Annotated in this window: 22 protein-coding genes and 2 pseudogenes; 23 read left to right on the forward strand and 1 reads right to left on the reverse strand. The window is 43.3% G+C overall.

The features are described 5' to 3' along the window. Positions 1-208: 208 nt before the first annotated feature. The 22 genes and pseudogenes from QOS46_RS13640 to QOS46_RS13745 all read left to right on the forward strand — a co-directional run bounded on the left by QOS46_RS13640 (position 209) and on the right by QOS46_RS13745 (position 17472). The gene (locus QOS46_RS13640) at positions 209-523 is read left to right on the forward strand and encodes a 4-oxalocrotonate tautomerase (RefSeq protein ID WP_133527989.1); all 315 of its coding nucleotides are present in this window, start codon (positions 209-211) and stop codon (positions 521-523) included. A gap of 58 nt (positions 524-581) precedes the next feature. Then, positions 582-1016, forward strand: a complete 435-nt coding sequence (locus QOS46_RS13645; RefSeq protein WP_283610565.1) for a hypothetical protein — start codon at positions 582-584, stop codon at positions 1014-1016. Positions 1017-1106: 90 nt separating this feature from the next. Further along, positions 1107-1409, forward strand: a complete 303-nt coding sequence (locus tag QOS46_RS13650) for a DUF6809 family protein (RefSeq protein WP_133527987.1) — start codon at positions 1107-1109, stop codon at positions 1407-1409. A gap of 85 nt (positions 1410-1494) precedes the next feature. Continuing rightward, a complete protein-coding gene (locus QOS46_RS13655) occupies positions 1495-2400 on the forward strand; it encodes a conjugal transfer protein TrbL family protein (RefSeq protein WP_283610567.1) in 906 nt (301 codons plus the stop codon). A gap of 21 nt (positions 2401-2421) precedes the next feature. Further along, positions 2422-2793 (forward strand): DUF7768 domain-containing protein, encoded by a 372-nt coding sequence (locus tag QOS46_RS13660; protein ID WP_283610569.1) that lies wholly within the window; start codon positions 2422-2424, stop codon positions 2791-2793. Positions 2794-2801: 8 nt separating this feature from the next. Then, a pseudogene (locus QOS46_RS14300) lies at positions 2802-3167 on the forward strand (DNA cytosine methyltransferase); the annotation flags it as partial. Then, positions 3109-4896, forward strand: a complete 1788-nt coding sequence (locus tag QOS46_RS13670; protein ID WP_326521349.1) for a DNA cytosine methyltransferase — start codon at positions 3109-3111, stop codon at positions 4894-4896. The pseudogene QOS46_RS14300 and the gene QOS46_RS13670, both read left to right, overlap by 59 nt. Continuing rightward, complete coding sequence (locus QOS46_RS13675) at positions 4874-5143, forward strand: hypothetical protein (RefSeq protein ID WP_226903828.1); 270 nt, start codon at positions 4874-4876, stop codon at positions 5141-5143. Before QOS46_RS13670 ends, QOS46_RS13675 begins: the two co-directional genes overlap by 23 nt. Further along, positions 5136-5714, forward strand: a complete 579-nt coding sequence (locus QOS46_RS13680) for a hypothetical protein (RefSeq protein ID WP_226903827.1) — start codon at positions 5136-5138, stop codon at positions 5712-5714. Before QOS46_RS13675 ends, QOS46_RS13680 begins: the two co-directional genes overlap by 8 nt. A gap of 546 nt (positions 5715-6260) precedes the next feature. Then, positions 6261-6716 (forward strand): annotated as a pseudogene (gene tnpA, locus QOS46_RS13685) (IS200/IS605 family transposase). A gap of 170 nt (positions 6717-6886) precedes the next feature. Then, a complete protein-coding gene (locus QOS46_RS13690; RefSeq protein ID WP_333782985.1) occupies positions 6887-8716 on the forward strand; it encodes a VirB4 family type IV secretion system protein in 1830 nt (609 codons plus the stop codon). Continuing rightward, positions 8713-9183 carry a hypothetical protein gene (locus QOS46_RS13695; RefSeq protein ID WP_283610575.1) on the forward strand — a complete coding sequence of 157 codons (471 nt, stop codon included), beginning with the start codon at positions 8713-8715 and terminating at the stop codon, positions 9181-9183. Before QOS46_RS13690 ends, QOS46_RS13695 begins: the two co-directional genes overlap by 4 nt. 14 nt (positions 9184-9197) lie before the next feature. Further along, complete coding sequence (locus QOS46_RS13700; RefSeq protein ID WP_283610577.1) at positions 9198-10256, forward strand: amidoligase family protein; 1059 nt, start codon at positions 9198-9200, stop codon at positions 10254-10256. 12 nt (positions 10257-10268) lie between these two features. Then, on the forward strand, positions 10269-10775 hold the full coding sequence (locus QOS46_RS13705; RefSeq protein WP_283610579.1) for a gamma-glutamylcyclotransferase family protein: 507 nt from the start codon (positions 10269-10271) through the stop codon (positions 10773-10775). A gap of 4 nt (positions 10776-10779) precedes the next feature. Further along, positions 10780-11013: a hypothetical protein gene (locus QOS46_RS13710; protein ID WP_226903821.1), complete on the forward strand. Its 234-nt coding sequence runs from the start codon at positions 10780-10782 to the stop codon at positions 11011-11013. A 16-nt stretch (positions 11014-11029) separates the two neighbouring features. Further along, positions 11030-12133 (forward strand): M23 family metallopeptidase, encoded by a 1104-nt coding sequence (locus QOS46_RS13715; RefSeq protein ID WP_283610581.1) that lies wholly within the window; start codon positions 11030-11032, stop codon positions 12131-12133. A 16-nt stretch (positions 12134-12149) separates the two neighbouring features. Further along, complete coding sequence (locus tag QOS46_RS13720) at positions 12150-12533, forward strand: DUF3846 domain-containing protein (protein WP_283610583.1); 384 nt, start codon at positions 12150-12152, stop codon at positions 12531-12533. A gap of 1 nt (position 12534) precedes the next feature. After that, positions 12535-12780, forward strand: a complete 246-nt coding sequence (locus QOS46_RS13725) for a DUF6103 family protein (RefSeq protein WP_283610585.1) — start codon at positions 12535-12537, stop codon at positions 12778-12780. A 434-nt stretch (positions 12781-13214) separates the two neighbouring features. Then, a complete protein-coding gene (locus QOS46_RS13730; RefSeq protein WP_283610587.1) occupies positions 13215-13637 on the forward strand; it encodes a hypothetical protein in 423 nt (140 codons plus the stop codon). Then, positions 13637-16369 (forward strand): MobP3 family relaxase, encoded by a 2733-nt coding sequence (gene mobP3 / locus QOS46_RS13735; protein ID WP_283610589.1) that lies wholly within the window; start codon positions 13637-13639, stop codon positions 16367-16369. Before QOS46_RS13730 ends, mobP3 begins: the two co-directional genes overlap by 1 nt. Before the next feature lie 18 nt (positions 16370-16387). Continuing rightward, positions 16388-16513, forward strand: coding sequence for a hypothetical protein (locus QOS46_RS13740; RefSeq protein ID WP_283610590.1), 126 nt, complete (start codon positions 16388-16390; stop codon positions 16511-16513). A gap of 11 nt (positions 16514-16524) precedes the next feature. Further along, positions 16525-17472 (forward strand): DUF3991 and toprim domain-containing protein, encoded by a 948-nt coding sequence (locus tag QOS46_RS13745; RefSeq protein ID WP_283610592.1) that lies wholly within the window; start codon positions 16525-16527, stop codon positions 17470-17472. Positions 17473-17520: 48 nt separating this feature from the next. Here QOS46_RS13745 and QOS46_RS13750 read toward each other — a convergent pair whose 3' ends face one another. Beyond that, positions 17521-18474, reverse strand: coding sequence for a bacteriophage abortive infection AbiH family protein (locus QOS46_RS13750; protein WP_283610593.1), 954 nt, complete (start codon positions 18472-18474; stop codon positions 17521-17523). Between the two features lie 93 nt (positions 18475-18567). Here QOS46_RS13750 and QOS46_RS13755 point away from each other — a divergent pair, with 93 nt between their 5' ends. Further along, positions 18568-20415: a VirD4-like conjugal transfer protein, CD1115 family gene (locus QOS46_RS13755; protein ID WP_283610595.1), complete on the forward strand. Its 1848-nt coding sequence runs from the start codon at positions 18568-18570 to the stop codon at positions 20413-20415. Position 20416 lies beyond the last annotated feature (1 nt).

Here is a 20416-nt window from a genome sequence, read left to right on the forward strand (position 1 = left end):
AAATTGTAGATATGAGGGAGTTAACACATGAACGCAAAAATCCGTTCACCATACTAGAGCAAGGATGCTCTGGACGATATTGGGTATGTAGTCAAAGCAGCCAACGCTACAAATTAACTTCATTTCTTGTTGGTATTGGGTATAGCTATTCCTTGCACTTTAGGGTATGCTTTGCTTGCAAAATCACAATGAACAGGAGGAAAACAGAATGGCAGAAACAAAAAATCTATGCGCACAAATCCCGCTTGTACTACATCAAAAGGTATGCACAAATAAGGAGCAAAGCGAACTTACCCTAAATCAATATGTAACACAGCTTATTACCGAATACTACGAAATGAAGGAGATGAACTCAAATATGGCACAGACAAGAACGCTGGCACTACAAATCAGTGAGGAACTATTCGCACGAATCAAAAAGCACGTGGATGCCACGCCGCACCTTACCCAAAAGGCATTTATTACGGAGATTATCTCCAAGGCACTGGATGAGATTGAAGCACAAGAAGAAATTAATGAATAACAGCTAACGGAGAGCGTGAGATATATCACTCTCTCCATTTTTTATGGAGGTAACTACTATGAGCTTTTTTACAGATGAACTTATGAAATGCACCGAGGGATTTGAAAATCGAAAGTGCATCGGCAATGCCATGTATATCCCTTTGGGTGAAAACAATCGCTTGAAGCTGTTCTTCACCACCCTTGGATATGCAGACCATTATGAGGGCGTCAGCATCAGTGCTGTAGACAAGAACAATGGCGTAATCGATAGAAACACCATTAAATTTGCAGATGTTTGGGGCAGAAAGCAAGTGAGCAATCCAAACTTTCGTGAGGGCATTATCCCATATATTTGGAAGGACGGCAATCAGGCACAATGGTATGTGTATAAGCCCACACCAAGAGATATGGAACTGCTCTCGGAACAGATTAACGATTATGCAGAGCTTTTTATGGAACAAAGCCATGAGCTGACAGAAGCAAACGAACCTAAGATGGGTATGTCTATGTAAAACTATATACAGAGGTAATTGTTGATATTTCGTATAGCTATTTACTACATCTTGTGGTAATATGTTGTACTTGAAAGAGAGGTGATGGAAATGCAGAAAGAAAAAATACTGAAAGATTTATACCGTGGCAGAATAAGTCCCACATCAGCACCAATTCAGCATGACAGCGATTACCACAACAGTTTAACCGAGGTTTGCAGATTGGAAGAAAAACTCAATCAACTCCTTGACGAACAGGGAAAAAAGCTGTTGCAGGATTTTATGACAGCACAAAGCAAGTTAGGCTATGCAAATGCTGAGGAACAGTTTATATGTGGCTTTCGCTTGGGAGCAAGAATGATACTGGAAATATTCGAAAAGGATGACGAGCAGTTAAAACCGATAATCGGTTAGCTGCTCGTCATTTTTTATGCCAAACCAAAGGGTGTATCGTGAAAACGGTATGCCCTTATTCTTTTACGATTGGAGGTGGTCGTTTTTGTTTATATGGGATTTTATCCTTGGCGATGTAATGGATCAGATCATTGACTGGCTTTATGGACAGGTGGTTGGCTTTCTTGGCAACTTCTTTTCCCAAATGGGCAACATGGGTGTCGAGCTGTTTGAAATGACTTGGGTGCAAAGTATTGTGCTGTTTTTCTCTTATCTGGCATGGGCGCTGTATGTAGTCGGTCTTGTGGTTTCCTGCTTTGAAACAGGGATCGAATACCAAAACGGTAAAGGCAGCGTTAAAGAATCCCTCATTAATGCACTCAAAGGCTTTATGGCGGTATCGCTCTTTACTGTTGTTCCCATCAGATTGTTTGAGCTTTCGGTCAATCTGCAAAGCAGTTTAACGGCAGGCATCACAGGATATGGCACCAGCTTTGGCGAGGTGGCAAATGAAATTATATCAGGACTGTCTACCACAGGTGGGATTGACAGTGCAATGGGCAACGGTATCTTTGGAGGACTCAGTGCCATAACAAGCCCAATTCTTATGCTGTTTCTTATCATCATGATGGGCTATGCCGTGATTAAAGTGTTCTTTGCAAACCTCAAACGAGGGGGTATTCTGCTCATACAAATAGCGGTTGGCAGCCTATATATGTTCTCTGTTCCGAGAGGATATTATGACGGCTTTATTCAGTGGTGTAAGCAGATTGTAGGGTTGTGCCTTACGACATTTTTGCAGGCAACAATCCTCACCGCAGGTCTGATGGTGCTAAAGGATCATTGTCTGCTTGGACTTGGTCTTATGCTTGCAGCAGGTGAAGTGCCGAGAATTGCCGGTGCCTTTGGACTGGATACAAGCACTAAGGCAAATATGATGAGTGCCGTTTACACAGCACAAGCAGCCGTCAACACCACAAGAACTGTGGTGCAGGCAGTAGCACCTAAATAATATAGAGAAAGGAATTTGCCTATGAAACAAATTTATGTTGCATCCCCTTATGCCGGGGACATTGAAAAGAATACTGAGTTTGCCAAGAGTGCGTGTCGATTTGTTATGAATCAAGGACACGCATTTTTTTGTCCTCATTTGCTATATCCCAACATTTTAGATGAGAATAACCCCAAGGAAAGACAGCTCGGATTGGATATGGGACTTGTAATGCTTGAGTCCTGCGATGAGCTTTGGTGTTTTGGGGAGCGAATCTCTCATGGCATGATGGCAGAGATTGAAGAAGCGGAAAGACTTCATATTCCCATACGCAGAGTAATGGAATATGAGCAAAGTTTTCGTGTTGGCGAGGTAAGAAATCAAGCTCCCCAAATGCAGATGGGTACACTCTGATGATGAGTATGGGGAGCCTCTTCGATGGAATCGGTGGCTTTCCCTTGGCAGCCATTCACAGTGGAATTACCCCTGTTTGGGCAAGCGAGATTGAAAGTTTCCCCATCGAAGTAACAAAGGTAAGGTTTCCCGATATGCTCCATGTCGGGGATATTACAAAGCTAAATGGAGCAACCCTCCCTCCTGTGGACATCATCTGCGGTGGCTCGCCTTGTCAGGATTTATCCGTTGCAGGCAAGCGAGCCGGACTTGAGGGAGAGCGTTCCGGCTTATTTATGGAGCAAACTCGTATAGCAAAGGAGATGAGAAAAGCCGATGAGCAAAGAGGTATGCCAGCTCACCTTGTTCGACCTCGATTCCTCGTTTGGGAAAATGTCCCCGGAGCTTTCTCCAGTGCCGAGGGTGAAGATTTTAGGGCGGTCCTCGAAGAAATTATCCGCATTAAGGACAGCGCCTGTAATGTTCCTCGACCTGACTCCGGGAAGTGGCAATCTGCTGGGATTGCCATATTGGGAAATGAATTCAGCTTGGCTTGGCGTGTCATCGATGCTCAATACTGGGGAGTCGCCCAGCGACGTCGTAGAATCTTCCTTGTCGCAGATTTTGGAGGACTCACCGCTCCCCAAATATTATTTAAGCAAGACTGCTTGTTTGGGGATTTTGCGGAGAGCCAAAGCGAGGGATAAGGAACTGCCTGTGCAGCTCAAAACAGCACTTGAGATACAGGCAGGACTGACACCTGCTGAAGAAACAGTATTCGATATGTCAGAGCTGAAGTCCTATCATATCAATCAGCGAAATGAGGGCATTGACCTTAATAATGTGTCGGGAGCATTGATGGCAACACAAAATATGCAGATGCAGACCTTTGTGAAAGAGCCATTAAATCAGAAAGAAAAAATAGGCTTTGATGGATACGCAGGCGATGTGACAGGACAAGTAGCCGCTACCCTTGGCACCAACTGCGGAAACAGCACCGGCAGAAACGGTGTCATAGAACCCGCCATCTGCCTTAATGACCAAGGTGGAGAACGCATGGATATCACCGAAGATATTACTGCTACCCTCCGTGCAGGAATGGGTGGAAACCTGCCAATTGTAATGGCAACACAGCAAGGCTGTGCAGAAATTGCCGAGGGTGTATGCCCAACCATTACAGCCAGTGCAGGCATGTCGGGAAACAATCAGCCTGTTTTGTTCGACAATCACGGTAAGGACTGCCGCTACAATGGACCGTTAAAGGTTGCACCAACAGTGGCATCTGTTTATGGTACAGGCGGTAATAATATCCCGCTATTGACACAGCCACTTGCCTTTAGCCTTGACAGCAAGGACAGCAATTCCATGAAATCAAGCAATCCCATATCGGGATGCAGAGAAACAGATAAGTCAAGAACCCTCGACACCTCAAACCCCGATCCAAGCAAAAATCAAGGTGGAGTTGCCATTCTGCAACCCCAAGAAAGCTACTGCATAGCCGCCAATACCATAGACCGCCAGCCACAAAACGGTGGCAACGGACAGGGTGTGCAAAAGGGCGTCAGCTACACACTAACCACCTCTGATATCCATGCAATCTACAAGCCGGAATCCTACCAAGAGGTGGTGGGAGCTTTGTGCCACCGAGATTATAAGGGTGTCAACACTATCTATGTGAATCAGGACAAGTGCATCGTGGATAAAACCTATCAAGATGTAGTCGGTGCATTGTGCAGTGGTGATGAAAAAGGCATCGGCAATCAATATGTAGAGCAAGGCAAATGCATTATTGATGACGGTTCTGCTGTGTTTGGTGGAACTGGATATTCAGATTTTGCCGAGGGTATCAGTACCCTAAGAGCAAGTGGAGGAACCAACGGAGGTGGCAGTGAAAACCTTGCCGTCAAGAGAAATCTCGTCCGTAGGCTGACACCCTTGGAGTGTGAAAGACTCCAAGGCTTTCCCGATGGGTGGACGAATATTGAAAAAGCTGCCGACAGCCCACGATACAAGGCTCTTGGCAACAGTGTAGCAATTCCGTGCGTTGACTTTGTCATGCGTGGGATTGCTTATTTTTTACAACAACAAAAGGAGGAATCCAATGGAATATCTATACCCCGATAATCTGAAAGCAAAGGCAACTTTGTGGTTGTGGGAGCTGCGTGATATTGGAATTATCGCTATCGGTTTGCTTGTTTCTGTCTTTGCACTTTCTCAGACAGGCTTGCTCCTGCCGGTGGTAATCACCGCTGTCTATGCCTTTTTGTCAATTCGCTTTGAGGATGTAAGCATCCTTGATTTTATCAAATATGCTGTGGCTTTCTTTTTTATAAAGCCACAAACCTATGATTGGAGGTCAGTCGATGAGTAAAAAAGAGAAAGGCTCTGTATCTACCCAGAGCATTATGAACATTGAGAGTATCACCGATTACAGCCTTAAAACTCCACATGGTGAGCTTGTGTATTTTATCATTCACCCCACCAATATCTCGGTATTATCCGAGAGTAGTGTCAGCAGCAGAATTTATGCACTGATGACAGTGCTGAAAGGCATTGCAGAAATTGAGATGCTCTGCCTTAATTCCAAAGAAAACTTTGATGACAACAAGGCATTTTTGCAGGAGCGTATGGAGGAAGAACCCAATCCCGTTATCCGAAAACTGCTCCAAAATGACAGCCAAAACCTTGACAGAATGCAGGTGCAGATGGCAACGGCAAGAGAGTTTTTAATCATCATTCGTCTTAGAAATGAAAAAGATAGTGATGTATTCCCTTATCTCTCACGCATTGAAAAAAGCTTGAAAGACCAAGGCTTCACCACAAGACGAGCCGACAATGCTGACATAAAAAGAATCCTTGCGGTCTACTTTGAGCAGAATGTGACAAGCGATAGGTATGAGGATTTTGACGGAGAAAGATGGGTAGTGCTTGGTGAGAGGTAATTGTGTGGTTGAAAATATCCTTTCAAAGTTATATAATAGAAATAACAAATTTCTTTTTAGACTTATTAAAATATAATTGTGAAAGGAGAATATATATGTCAAATTGGACAGCTACTCATCCTTACAAAGATAAGGATGTTCACGAATCCTGTGATTATTGTGGATGTGTATTTCGTATGGAGAGTCAGTTACAGGACGGTCATAACGAATCAGAAGAATACTACTGCCCTGAATGCGGAAAAGAATTTAAAATCAGAGCATGCATTACTCCACGAGTAACATTGATTTCAAAAAGAACTGACGGAAAGACGGATCGTTATAGCAACAATTAGAACACGCATTAATATGCCATCCCACAATACCCTAAAGCAACTTCATTCGTGAGGTTGCTTTTTTCATTATGGGCTTTAGCCTGTTGAGCTCGCAAAGCGTGCGAAACAATAAACCACCTGCTATGCGGGTGGGGCAAAAAGTTATACAAAAACTCACATTTCCGTTAAAATAGAGTTGTTCAAGCTACTATTTAAGAAAGGAAAGGTGAGTTTAATGGCTAACAAAACTAATTCAATGGCACATACAAAATGGATGTGCAAATATCATATAGTGTTCACTCCAAAGTATAGATGAAAGATAATATATAATCAATACAAAGAAAGCATTGGAGAAATTTTAAGAGCGCTATGTAATCACAAGGGTGTTGAAATTATCGAAGGGCATCTAATGACAGATCACGTGCATATGTTGGTAAGTATACCTCCGAAGATGAGTATTTCAAGTTTCATGGGATACTTGAAAGGGAAGAGTGCACTTATGATCTTTGATAAGCATGCAAATTTAAAATATAAGTTTGGTAATCGACACTTTTGGGCAGAAGGATATTATGTAACAACGGTTGGATTGAATGAAGCAACCATAAAGAAATATATTCAAGAGCAGGAGAACTACGATAAGATGGTTGATAAGTTAAGCATAAAAGAATACGAAGACCCCTTTAAGGGGTAGCAAGTAGTACGTTCGTCCCTTAAGGGGCGGCAAAAGTGGCAAGGGCTTAGTGGCTTGAACAAAGTGAAAGCCAGCGTCTTTAGGCGCTGGCCGGTAACAGAGGCTTATAGCCTCAGAGCAAACCACCCGTTGGACGGGTGGTGCTGATTTTTAAAACAGAGAAAGGAATGATGAAACCAGTGAAAAAGCAGACAACAGAAACCACCACCGACACCAAAATCAAAACCTATTTGGATATGATTGCCCCTGCTGTGGTGAAGTTTAACACCGACCATTACATCTGTGGAAACACCTTCCGCTGTGTTTATGCACTGCGAGAGTATCCCACAGCTACATCTGAACAGGCAATTCTCCGTCACCTTGGTGAGAAAGATGGCGTGACCCTGCGAATTTACACAAGGCAAGTAACACCGACAGAAGAAAAAAGAATCATCCACAATGCCACCAATAAAAACCGTATGAAAAGCAGCAACACCAACGATTTACAGCAGACGGTTACCGCCGAAAGCAACTTGCAGGACGTGGTGACATTGGTATCCACCATGCACCGCAACCGAGAACCTCTCCTCCACTGTGCAGTCTACATTGAGCTGACCGCCAATGACTATGACAGTCTAAAGCTGTTGCAGACCGATGTGCTGACCGAGCTTGTACGAAGTAAACTCAATGTAGATAGGCTCTTGCTCCGTCAGCAGCAAGGCTTTTTGTGTGTCGGTCCATCGGGGCGAGATGTGTTTGGAAACCAGTATGAGAGAGTGTTGCCCGCAAGCTCTGTTGCCAACCTGTATCCCTTCAACTATTCGGGCAAGACCGACAGCCACGGTTTTTATCTTGGGCGAGATAAGTTTGGCTCGAATATCCTTGTGGATTTCGATAAGCGAGAGGATGACAAAACCAACCCCTGTATCTTGATTTTGGGTAACTCCGGGCAAGGCAAAAGCTATCTCTTAAAACTGATTTTGTGCAATATCTTAGAAAGTGGTAAGAATGTAATCTGCCTTGATCCAGAGCATGAGTTCGCAGAGCTTGCCGAAAATTTGGGCGGTTGCTTCATTGACTTAATGAGTGGTCAATATATGATTAACCCTCTTGAACCTAAATCTTGGGATGACGGCAGTTCAGTGCATGACAAGGATGCTCCAATGACCTTTAGGCAGGCAACAAAATTAAGTCAGCACATTTCTTTCCTAAAAGACTTCTTCCGTTGCTACAAGGACTTCACCGACAAGCATATTGATGTCATTGAAATCATGCTCTCCAAGCTATATACCAAGTGGAGCATCAGCGATAACACCGATTTCACAAGCCTTGAACCAAAAGCTTACCCAATCCTATCAGACCTTTACACGCTCATTGAGGACGAATATCAAGGCTACGATACAGCAAAGCATCAGCTGTATACCGCCGAGCTGTTGCAAGAAATCCTCTTAGGACTGCATTCTATGTGCAAGGGTGCAGAAAGTAAATTCTTTAACGGACACACCAATATCACCTCTGATCGCTTCATTGTCTTTGGTGTCAAAGGACTTCTGCAAGCATCAAAGAACGTAAAGAATGCGCTGTTGTTTAACGTGCTGTCCTTTATGAGCGACAAGCTTCTCACTGAGGGAAACACCGCCGCAGCCATTGACGAGCTGTATTTATTCCTCACCAACCTTACCGCAATTGAATATATCCGCAACTTTATGAAGCGAGTACGAAAAAAAGAGTCCTCCGTAATTCTAAGTAGTCAGAATTTGGAGGACTTTAATATTGAGGGAATTCGTGAGATGACAAAGCCGTTGTTCTCTATCCCCACACATCAATTCTTGTTCAATGCAGGAGCTGTTGATGCCAAGTTCTATATGGATACCTTACAGCTTGAAGAAAGTGAATACAAGCTCATTCGTTTCCCGCAGCGTGGTGTGTGCCTCTATAAATGCGGCAACGAGCGATATAATCTCGCTGTTCATGCGCCTGCATACAAGGAAAAATTATTCGGAAAGGCGGGTGGTCGATGATGAAGCTGAAAACTGAATATGAGCAGCTATTGGGGGTTATTCTTGAAGATTTGCGTGTGTGCCTACAGTACACGCCGAGTCGTGAGAATGACCTATTGTGTTTTATGGAGCAGTATATCAAGGCACCCAAAGAGCTTCGCCCGACCATTTTGCAAAATCTCCGAGCATGTATGGACGGCAAGGAATACCCCAACCCCTATGCTGTGTACCAGCATTATGGCGAACAGGAAATCAACCTCTTAGAACAACTCTTGCGTGGCTATCTCCAAGACATGCAAAGCTGTTCTGACAAGGAGCTTGTGCTGACAAACCTCATTGCCGCCATCAATGACCTGCAGGACAAATGCTGTGGTCAGCTCATTGATAATTGGCGTAAGGATCATCTAACACAGCTTCTTGCTTTAGCGGCGAAAGAACAATGCCTGTCTTCTGCAATTGCCGTGATTGACAGTGAAAACAGATGGTGAGGTGGTGATGAAATTTGGATTTAAGAGAACAGAACTTCGGTATCGAAATTGAAATGACAGGCATCACCCGCAGCCGAGCCGCCAAAGTAGTAGCTGAATATTTTGGTACTTGCTCTCACTATGACGGTGGTGGTTACGATGCCTATCATATTTTAGACAGCCAAAGCCGCAAGTGGAAAATCATGAGCGATGCCAGTATTATGTGCCAAAGGAAAATCGATAACCGCAAGGTTGCTGCAGGCCGAGAATACGGCGTTGAGCTTGTCAGTCCCATTTGTACCTATAACGATATTGAAACAGTACAGGAAATTGTGCGAGCTTTGCGAGGTGCAGGAGCCTTTGCCAATGCAAGTGTGGGTATTCATATTCACATCAATGCTGCTCCATTTGAAGCCAAGCAGCTCCGCAATCTTGTCAATATCGTGGCAGCGAAAGAGGATATGATTTATAAGGCTTTACAGGTGGAATCCCGCAGAGAACAGCGATACTGCCGAAAAATTGACACCAACTTTTTAGAACGGCTGAACCGTGAAAAACCAACTACCCGTGACCATCTCAAAAGTATTTGGTATAACGGAGAGGACGGCAGCTATCAGCATTATCACGATAGCCGATACCACTGTCTCAACTTGCATAGTGTATTTCAGAAAGGCACCATAGAGTTTCGAGCCTTTAATTCGGGTGATTCGGGCAGTAAGGGTGCCATTCACGCAGGGAAAATCAAGGCATATATTCAGTTTTGCATGGCAATTACCGCACAGGCATACAACCAAAAGTATGCCAGCCCGACCAAAACCGTGTCGGAAAATGAGAAGTATACCTTCCGTGTTTGGTTGCTACGTCTCGGTTTAATTGGCGATGAATTTAAAACAGCACGAACCCATCTGCTAAATCACTTGGAGGGTAATATCGCATGGAAAGACCCTGCACAGGCTGTCGCTCAGAGAGAACGCCTTAGAAAAAAGCAGGAGGAAGAAATACAACAGACACAACAACCTGAAAATGAGATAGAACCACAGCAGGAGCAGTCAGAGGACGATGCTCCTGCTTTTTCTATGTCTATGAATATGTAGGAGGTACTTTTGGTGAATAAAGAAAAAATCTATATCGCCTATGGCAGCAACTTAAATCTACCGCAGATGGCACAGCGATGCCCCGCGGCAAAGGTGCTTGGCAAGTCGGAGCTTAAAGACTATGAGCTGTTGTTTCGTGGTTCAAAGACAGGCTCTTATGCCACCGTTGAACCTTGCGAGGGCAAAAATGTGCCTGTTCTTTTATGGACAGTCGGCAAAAAAGATGAGCTGGCACTGGACATATACGAAGGCTACCCCACTTTTTATGAGAAAGAAAATATGACTGTAGATGTAGACGGTCAGTCGGTGGATGCCTTTGTGTATGTGATGACCGAGGGACATCGGCTGGGAATGCCCTCCCATCGGTATGTGGATACCATAGCCGAGGGGTATGAAACCGCTGGCTTTGACCCCTCCGTATTAGAAAATGCCATCTCGGAAACTGCACAGCGTATGGCGGAAGAACCGGAACAGGAGCAACAAAACTTGTTTGGCTTTGGCAAAATGAAATGGTGGTGAGCTTATGGAAAAAGACTTTGAAAAATCATTAAATTCTCATCTGCAGAAAGCGATTGATGACTATGTACAGGGAGAAAAAGACAATGTTTCTTACTTGGATTGCTTGTGGGGAGAGGTATATGGCTCAATCAATTCAGATTTGTGGAATGGCTGTCTTACGGCAGAACAGGCAGATTATCTGAGGAAGAAATATCTGTATGCTGAAGAACAAGAGCCTGAGATGGATATGAAATTATAGGTGGAGGTGATTATTTTTGGCAGAACCAGTATCAACGACACTGCTTGTCGCAAAGGCGGCGGCCACTGCTCTGAGCGATGAACGGCTTCGCAAAGGCATTGCTTGGACAATCGGTCTTATCCTGTCCCCTGTGATTTTAATTGTTGTTTTAATCTGTGGACTGCTCTCAGGAACAGCAGATCACAATAACACAGCCGTTGGTTTGTGCTTCGAGGGCGGTGTGATTTCGGGTAATGTCCCCGAGAACTATCGGGGATACATTGAGGATATGCGTGGCAGCTTTACCCTCTTAGATGGCACGATTGCTCAAGTAAATAGTGAAATGGAAGATGGAGATAGCCTCGACTCGGTAAGAGTTAAGGCTATTTTTTATGCTCTGTTTTTCGGCGCTGATAGTCCATCAAGGGTGGATCATCGGCGGTTTGTAGACTGCTTTGTCACCTATGAGGAACGCACCCGAATCGTCACCACCACCGATGCAGATGGCAATGAAACCACCGAGGAAGAAACCTATATCGTGGCAGTTCCCATCAAGGAACTGCCTGTGGTATATGCGAATATTTCAAAGACCATGGGCATTGCCGTTACCCATGAAAACCAAATCAATGCTACGGAGATTTATTACCGAGTGCTTTATGGCAAGCCTGCACCCACCTATGGCTCAGAATTTGATGAGTGGTCAGACGGTCTTCATCTGACGGACGCACCGTTTATTGGGGCGGACGGTTTCTGCTCACCGTTAGGTGAGCATTGGCGCAGCATGGTCACCTCGGAGTTCGGCTACCGCAAAGACCCCTTCACAGGGCAGACCAAAGGTCATAGTGGACTGGATATGGGCGCACCCAAAGGCACACCAATTCGCTCTGCTTTGGACGGAACCGTCTATGTGGTTCGCTACTCAAACAGCGGATACGGATACCATGTCATGGTGGATCATGGCGGTGGGTTTGTCACTTTGTATGCCCACTGCTCTAAAATTTTGGTGTATGAGGGGCAACAGGTTAAGGCAGGCGATACCATTGCAGAGGTAGGAACCACAGGCAGAAGTACGGGAAATCATCTGCATTTTGAAATTAGAATTAACGGTGAGAAGCAAAATCCAAGAAGCTATTTGCCGTAAGGAAAGGAAGAATTATATGAAAGAAAATATGATCAAGGTTGTAAAGGTTGAGGTTGGTGAGCCTCCAGTGATAAAAGAAATTCTTAATGATTTAGACACGTTACAGGATGAAGTGGGAGGACTTATCGAATGTGTTTATCTTGATGACGGCTGCATTGCAGTGGTCAATGAGGAAGGTAAAATCAACGGTATGGAACCGAATCGCAGAATGGGTCCAGATATTATTTGCGGTCCATTTTTTATTTGTGGCGATGACGATGAAAATTTCGCCTCGCTTACCGATGAGCAAATCGAAAAATACTCGTTGCGATTTACGCCTACACAGCAGTTTACAGGTGAAGAACCGGAGCTTGAACCTCGTATGACGTTCATCGGATTTGATTGTTTTGGAGGGAGATAAGATGAAAAAAGAAAGCATTTCCGTACAGATGGAATCTGAAAAACTCCGTGCCACAAGAAAGTACATGGAGAAAAAGGACGTTTCCTTGGAACAGGAGCTTGCCGATGCACTCCAAAAGCTCTATGAAAAATATGTGCCGTCACCTGTCCGTGAGTACATTGATGAAGCCGCCGAGGAAAGCAAATCTAAGGCAAAACCCAATAAACCGAGAGCGGCTGACCAGCCAAGCCGTGAAAGCGCCATCTAACAAAACCGCACACTCCCTCGTGTTGCCCCCCTGTTTGCCTCTGTGTGGGCTTTTACCGCCATAGGTAGGATAGTAACATCCATTGGCAGATATGAGGGCAGTTTGAGGGAGCTTTGCCAAACACCAAAAAAGATGGTGAAACACAAGGAGAAAAGAGCGGTTTTATACCACGAATTAGGGGTGAACCCACCGTTCGATTTCTGTGCAGGATAAAGCAAGGTGCTGTAAACAGCCCCTTGCGGTTACAGCGGACGGCAATGCCGACCGCTTTTCTCTTAGGAAATACAGAGCATTCAAGACACCATCTCATATGGGAAAAAGGTGCTGTAAATGGGCATTTTGGTGGTGCAAGGTGCTGTAATACCATCAGAAACCCCACCAGTCCCCCGTTTATAAGGTGCTGTCTAGGGTGATATAGAAAAAAGGAGAACATTATGAAGCAAAAAAGCAATGAAAATAAAGAGCGAGTAGTAGCGTGGCTCTACCCAGAAATGATTGAAAACATGAATAACCTCATGGATAACCACGACATGAAAAACCATACAGAGTTTATAGAAAAAGCCGTAGATTTCTATATCGGATATCTTGGTAGTCAAAATGCAACGACCTATCTGTCCAAAATTTTATTGGAAGCCATTGCAGGAACACTAAAAGAAAATGAAAATCGTCAGTCAGCAAATCTGTTTCGCCTGTCGGTAGAAATGAGTATGATGATGAATATTCTTGCCGCTGGTCTTGAAATCAGTGATGAGGATATGCGAAAGCTCCGTGGCAGATGTGTGCAAGAGGTTAAACGTAACAAGGGCAGAATCAATATGGAGGATGCCGTAAAATATCAGCAAGGATTGATTGACTAATGCCAAGAGTTATCTTGAAGTGTCCCTACCTTAAAAGCGGTGACACCACTCATAAAGAAAACTTTGTCAAATACATTGCCACAAGAGATGGTGTACAGAAAATCAGTGTGCGAAATAAAAATTGTCCTTCCACTAGGAAGCAAGAGCAGCTCATCACACAAATCCTAAAGGAGTTTTCCGATACCAAAAATCTATTTGAGTACGAGGACTACCTCCAAAATAAAACCATGGAAAATGCATCGGAGTTTATCACCATTGCACTGGAACACAATCTTGATGTGGTAGCTAAGAAAGAAAACTATGTAGACTACATTGCAAACCGTCCTCGTGTAGAAAAGTTATCTTTTCATGGATTGTTTAACGGTGGTAGTGATGAGATTGTGTTGTCCAAAGTTGCAAAAGAAGTGGCTGAGCATGGAGGAAATGTTTGGACGCCAATTATTTCTCTTAGGAGAGAGGATGCAATCAGTACAGGCTTTGATAATGCACAGCGTTGGAAAGACTATCTCTCCTCTTATGCTCCGACTATCGCAGAGAGCCTAAAAATCCCTTTAAAAGAATTACGTTGGTATGCTTCCTTTCACAATGAAAGTCATCATCCCCATATCCACATGATTTGCTACTGCGAAAATGCAAGGCATGGTTTTCTTGATAAAAAAGGGATTGCAACAATTAAGTCGGGACTTGTGTCGGGAATTTTCAAACAGGAGATGACCGCTATTTATGCCCAGCAGACGAAACGGAGAGATGAGCTAAAAGCAGAAAGTAAAAAAGTGATAGAGCAGCTCCTGTTGAAAATTTCTACCGGCGAAGTGCAAATGGCAGGTCTTGAAAAAATGATTGTGGAGCTTTCTGAAAATCTGAAATGCACCCAGGGCAAGAGGGTGTATGGCTATCTCCCTCCTCGCACAAAAAAGTTAGTGGACAGCATTACCGATGAGCTTGCTAAAGAACCGACCATAGCTCACGCTTATAAGCTGTGGTGTGAAATGCGAAGTGAGATTACCGCAAGCTATCGTGATGCTCCCGAACCGATACTTCCCCTGTCACAGCAGAAAGAATTTAAGTCTATCAAAAATCACATCATCTATGAGGCGGATCGGCTTGCAAAGGGTGAAATCACTCTTGCAGAGCTTGATGAGGTGGAGCAGCCGGATGAATCACCTATGCAGGATGAAACAATTACTGACAACAGCTTTCCAGAACCTATAGATGCACAGGAAGAATTTGAAGCAGAGGAAAATACTTCACCCTATGTCAAGTGGACAGATGATTACAAACAAGCTCGTGTTTTTCTCTTTGGGGATACAGACCACGAGCCTGATTTTGAACAAGCCTTAGAGCTACTGCGAGCAGAATCCCAAAATGGGAATATGCTCGCAGTTTTTGATTTAGGGAGAATGTATGCTGACGGTCTTGGCGTGGAAATTGATACCGACAAGGCACAGGAATATTACGCACAGGCTCTTGATGGATTTCTATTTCTCGAAAACAAAAAGCCTTGGAAATACCTCGAATATCGTATCGGAAAAATGTACGCACAAGGTTTGGGAACAGATCAAGATTACGAATTAGCCGCCAAGTGGTTTGATAAATCAGTAGCAGAAAAATACAAGTTTGCAGAATACTCTCTCGGAGGTCTTTACTATCGAGGGCAGGGTGTGGAGCAAAGCTATGAGAAAGCCTTTGAATTATATCTTCGCAGTGCAAAGCAAGGCTTTCCCTATGCTGATTTTGAAGTGGCAAAAATGTTCCGTGATGGCATTGGTACTCAAAAATATGAAGAACAAAGCAACCATCACTTTGAAAAAGCCTATGTCGGTTTTGCCAGCTTAGAAAAACAAAGCCACGATGACAAAATCCAATATCGCCTTGGTTGGATGCTCCAAAATGGTATTGGTACTGAAAAAGACATTCCTAAAGCTAAGGAATACTTTGAAAAATCAGCAAAGCTGGGCAATCCCTTTGCCTGCTATTCTTTGGCTAAACTCATTCTTGCTGAAGATAATCCTACTACCCAAGAATTGCAAACAGCATTAAAGTATCTGCAAACTGCATCAGACAGTGGAAATGAGTTCGCTCAGTATTCTCTTGCCAAGCTCTATTACAAAGGCGAACATTTAGAGCAGAATCTCGCTAAAGCTGTGGAGCTGTTTTCCCTGTCGGCAGAGCAAAGTAATAAGTGGGCAGCATACTCGCTCGGTAAAATTTATCTTACCGAGGAAAGCTGTAGAGATATTCAAAAGGCTGTAAAGTGGTTGACACAATCAGCAGAAAAGCAAAATCAGTTTGCACAGTATCAGCTTGGCAAACTTTATCTTACAGGTGCGCAGATACCTAAGGATGTCCAGAAAGCAGTTTCCTATCTCACTGCATCAGCGGAGCAAGGCAATCAGTTTGCTGGGTATGCTCTCGGCAAGCTATATCTTATGGGCAAGGACGTGCCAAAGGATAAGCAAACAGCCATCAAATGGTTTAAGATGTCGGCAGAGCAAGGCAATGAGTATGCCCAATTTTTCCTCAACAATATGAACAAGTGGAAAGAACCCTCGGTATCCTTTGCAGTGACAAGGCTCATGCACCATATGAGTAGAATATTTGAAAATAACCAACCACCGCAAAAAGCCTCTATTAGCTTACAAATTGACAGCAAGCGTATGCGGAAACTGCGTGAAAAGAAAATGGCACAGGGTCATAAGCAGGACGACCACGAACAGCGTTTGGAATATTAAAAAAGGAGTTGCACTTTTATGAAAAAGAATAAGAAAGAACCCTATCAGAAGTTCCGTTCCAATAAATTCAATATCCCTCAGAATGCCAAAGGCTACCCAATCAAACGGGTAGCCTTTCATCGTAAAGTGGGCAAAAACAATTAAGGAGGTAGCCTATGACAAAATACATTCATTTTACCGATGAGGAAAAAGAACGAGCAAACAGCGTTGATCTTGAACATTTTTTGTTACAGCAAGGCGAAAAGCTCATTCCCTCCGGCAGAGAAAAAAGACTCTCCAGTGACCACAGCATCACCGTTCGTGGCAACGAGTGGTACGATCACGCTGCCGAGCAAGGAGGTTATGCAATTGATTTTGTAAAAAATTTTTATAACCTTTCATTCCCCGATGCAGTCACCATGCTGTTAGGCGGCAACTGCGGAACGGTCTACCATCAGGCATCGGAACGTGTGGAAGAACCCAAAAAGCCATTTGAATTGCCGCCACAGAATAAGGAAATGCGAAGAACCTTTGCCTATCTCATCAAGCACCGCTGTTTAGACAGTGAGGTGCTATCGATATTTGCAAGGGATAAGTTAATTTATGAGAGCCTTGAAAAATCCAAGGATGGAAAAAATGAGTTTCACAATGCAATCTTTGTTGGCTACGATGAAAACGGCATTGCTCGTCACGCACATAAACGCGGTATTTATTCCGAGGGCAAAAGTTACAAGGGCAACATAGAAAGCTGTAATCCTTGTTACAGCTTCAACCGTAAAGGTACAAGCGATAGGCTCTATGTTTTTGAAGCACCCATAGATATGCTGTCATTTATCAGTATGTATAAAAACAGCGATTGGCAACAGCACAGCTATGTGGCTCTCTGCGGTCTATCGGAACAGGCAATGCTGAAACAGCTTGATAACAATCAAAATCTAACCACTGTTGTTCTTTGCCTTGACAATGACTCGGCCGGACAAAAGGCTACGGATAAGTTTGCAAAGCTACTTGCCCAAAGAGAGGTTACAGTTAAAAAGTTACTGCCAACCCTTAAAGATTTCAATGAAGATTTGCAGGAGCAGCAGAGAGAATCAAAACAAGAAATGAGTTTGAAGATGGTGTGAATTAATATAGCCGAGGGCAGAAATCACACTGCTCCCTGTGATAAAGCATTACGCTTTAAAAGTAGTGATGATACCCTTAAATCCACATTTCAAAAGAATTTCTCTGAATTTTTCAGGTTCATCGTTTCCAATATCATATAAATGCCATGTGATTGATTTTGTATCCAATCTATTGCAAATTTCTTTTATGTAGCATTGATCCACTTCTGAAAATGAAAATCCCCAAGAAAATATGTTTTCGACACTGTGATTTTGTAGTTCATTGAAAAATGGTGTGTGTTCAATTATTTTTTTGGTTGGTTTTCGCAGTGAATTATGGATATCATCAATTCCTTCCATGCCAAAATCATAACTGCGTTCAAAATAATCTTCGTCCTCATCTTCATCGTCATTGATGTTGTCGATTCCGTGACCAACTATAATTTCACCACCCTGAACACCATGTATATGACAAATTTGCTTAGATGAAATATCATAAATATCTTCAAGGGTTTTAGTGTAATTAAATGTCAAAAAAATGCTTGAATTCTTAATTTCATCAGATAAAAAGTTGTTGCAAGTACAATTGGTTGGATAAGATATTGTGTTTATCCATCTTGAAAATAATTTGGAAAATGCAGAAGTATTAAAACTCAGCATAGTTGTAAAATCTTCTCTTGCATAAGCCGTTTTCCATGGATCTATTTCACCATCTCTATCCATTACATCGTCAACTTCATCAAAAAATTGTGACCATTCTATTTCTCCAAGTGCAGCTTCAAAATTTGACCAATTTCCGCCTGCTGTTTCTTCAATGCAATAGACTAAAAAAGATGCCAAATCTTCATCAGATATGTACTCATCTCCATCTGGCATAAGGGTGCTGTAGGCAAGAGAAAAACGAGAGGTATCCACAGCCTCAGGAAATTCTTCAACAAGCCATTTTTTGAATTCCAAATAGGATGTATTCATCTTATGCCCAATGTCAAAACCATTACCTATTACAAATAGATTATTTATCATATCAATTCGATGCCCCCAATCAGTTCCAATGCTTTTATATTTATTGTTATATAGTTTACCATAGCGTTTTTAAAAAAGGAAGGAATCCTATTCATGAATGATCCACTTATTATTTTAATAGCCTCTGCCGCCTTGATGTTCATCGTCATCGGCGGTCTTTCTATGTTGGCGCACTTTTACACGCTTAACGGCATTAAGTCCAAAACCGTAGGAGATGGTCAGCATGGTGTGGCACGGTTTCTGACTAAGAAAGAAATTAAGCAAGTATATAATCAAGTACCCTACGATGTTAAGCATTGGCGGAATGGAAAGAACCTGCCAATCGAGCAGGGTTTGGTTGTCGGGTCTGCATCAAAAGCAGTCCTTGATAGAATTAAAGGCAAAAACGAGGTTGTTGGTTTAGTAGATACAGGCGATGTCCACTGCTTAATGATTGGTGCTGCCGGTGTTGGTAAAACAGCATTCTTTCTCTATCCCAACTTGGAATATGCCTGTGCCAGCGGTATGAGTTTCATTACTACCGATACAAAGGGGGATCTCGCTCGAAACTATGGAGCAATCGCAAAAGAAAACTATGGCTACAACATAGCTGTTATTGACCTGCGTAACCCTACCAAGAGTGATGGAAATAACCTCTTACACCTCGTCAACAAATATATGGACATCTACCGTGACGATAGCAACAACCTCATGGCAAAAGCAAAAGCCGAAAAGTATGCAAAAATTATTGCAAAGACCATTATTGCAACCGATGGAGATAACTCATCTATGGGTCAAAATGCGTTTTTCTATGATTCAGCCGAGGGATTGCTCTCCGCTGTGATTTTGCTTCTTGCAGAATTTTTACCGCCAACAAAGATTGATGGACAAATGGTTGATAGGCGCCATATTGTTTCGGTGTTTAAAATGGTACAAGACCTTACTGCTCCCGGCAAAGCCAAAGGCAAAAGTCAGTTTCAAGAGCTGATGGAACTGCTACCCTCCACACACAAGGCAAAATGGTTTGCAGGAGCTGCGTTAAATTCCTCTGAAGCGGCAATGGCTTCTGTACTTTCCACTGTGTTGTCTCGTCTCAATGCGTTTCTCGACACCGAGATGGAACAGATTTTGTGTTTTCATACAGCCATTGATGCGGAAAAGTTCTGCACAGAGAAGTCGGCAATCTTTTTAATACTCCCCGAAGAAGATAACACCAAGTATTTTATGGTGTCGCTGTTCCTCCAACAGTTTTATCGTGAAATGCTTGCAGTAGCTGATGAACATGGCGGAAAGCTACCCAACCGAGTGGTTATCTATGCCGATGAGATTGGTACTATTCCGAAAATTGATAGCTTTGAAATGATGCTGTCCGCAGGCAGATCAAGAAAAATATCCGTGGTACCTATCATTCAATCCTTTGCCCAGCTTGATAAAAACTATGGCAAAGAAGGTTCTGAAATCATCACCGATAACTGTCAGCTCACCATCTTTGGTGGCTTTGCACCCAACTCCGAAACTGCCGAAGCCTTATCCAAAGCACTTGGCACACGCACGGTTATGAGTGGCAGCATCAGCAGAGGGAAAAATGATCCGTCGCAATCCTTGCAGATGATGGAACGTCCTTTGCTTACGGCTGACGAGCTGAAGTCACTAAAGAAAGGCAACTTTGTGGTGATGAAAACAGGTGCACACCCTATGCAGACCAAGCTCAAGCTGTTCCTTGATTGGGGTATCACCTTTGACAAGACCTATGAAACTGAGGAACACTCTCATCGTAAGGTTCATTATGCTGACAAAGAGGAGTTGGTAGAAAACATCTTAAATGCGATTAGCGACGCAAAATCTTCTGTACCTTCCTCTGAGGCAAAGGAAAACAACAATGCCTGTGGAGGAATGTCGCATACGCTGATTATCGAGCAGGAAATAACGGAGCAAAAATCAAAAAACAAATTTAGACCATAGG

This window comes from Faecalispora anaeroviscerum, assembly GCF_947568225.1.
GTDB classification, from domain to species: domain Bacteria; phylum Bacillota; class Clostridia; order Oscillospirales; family Acutalibacteraceae; genus Faecalispora; species Faecalispora anaeroviscerum.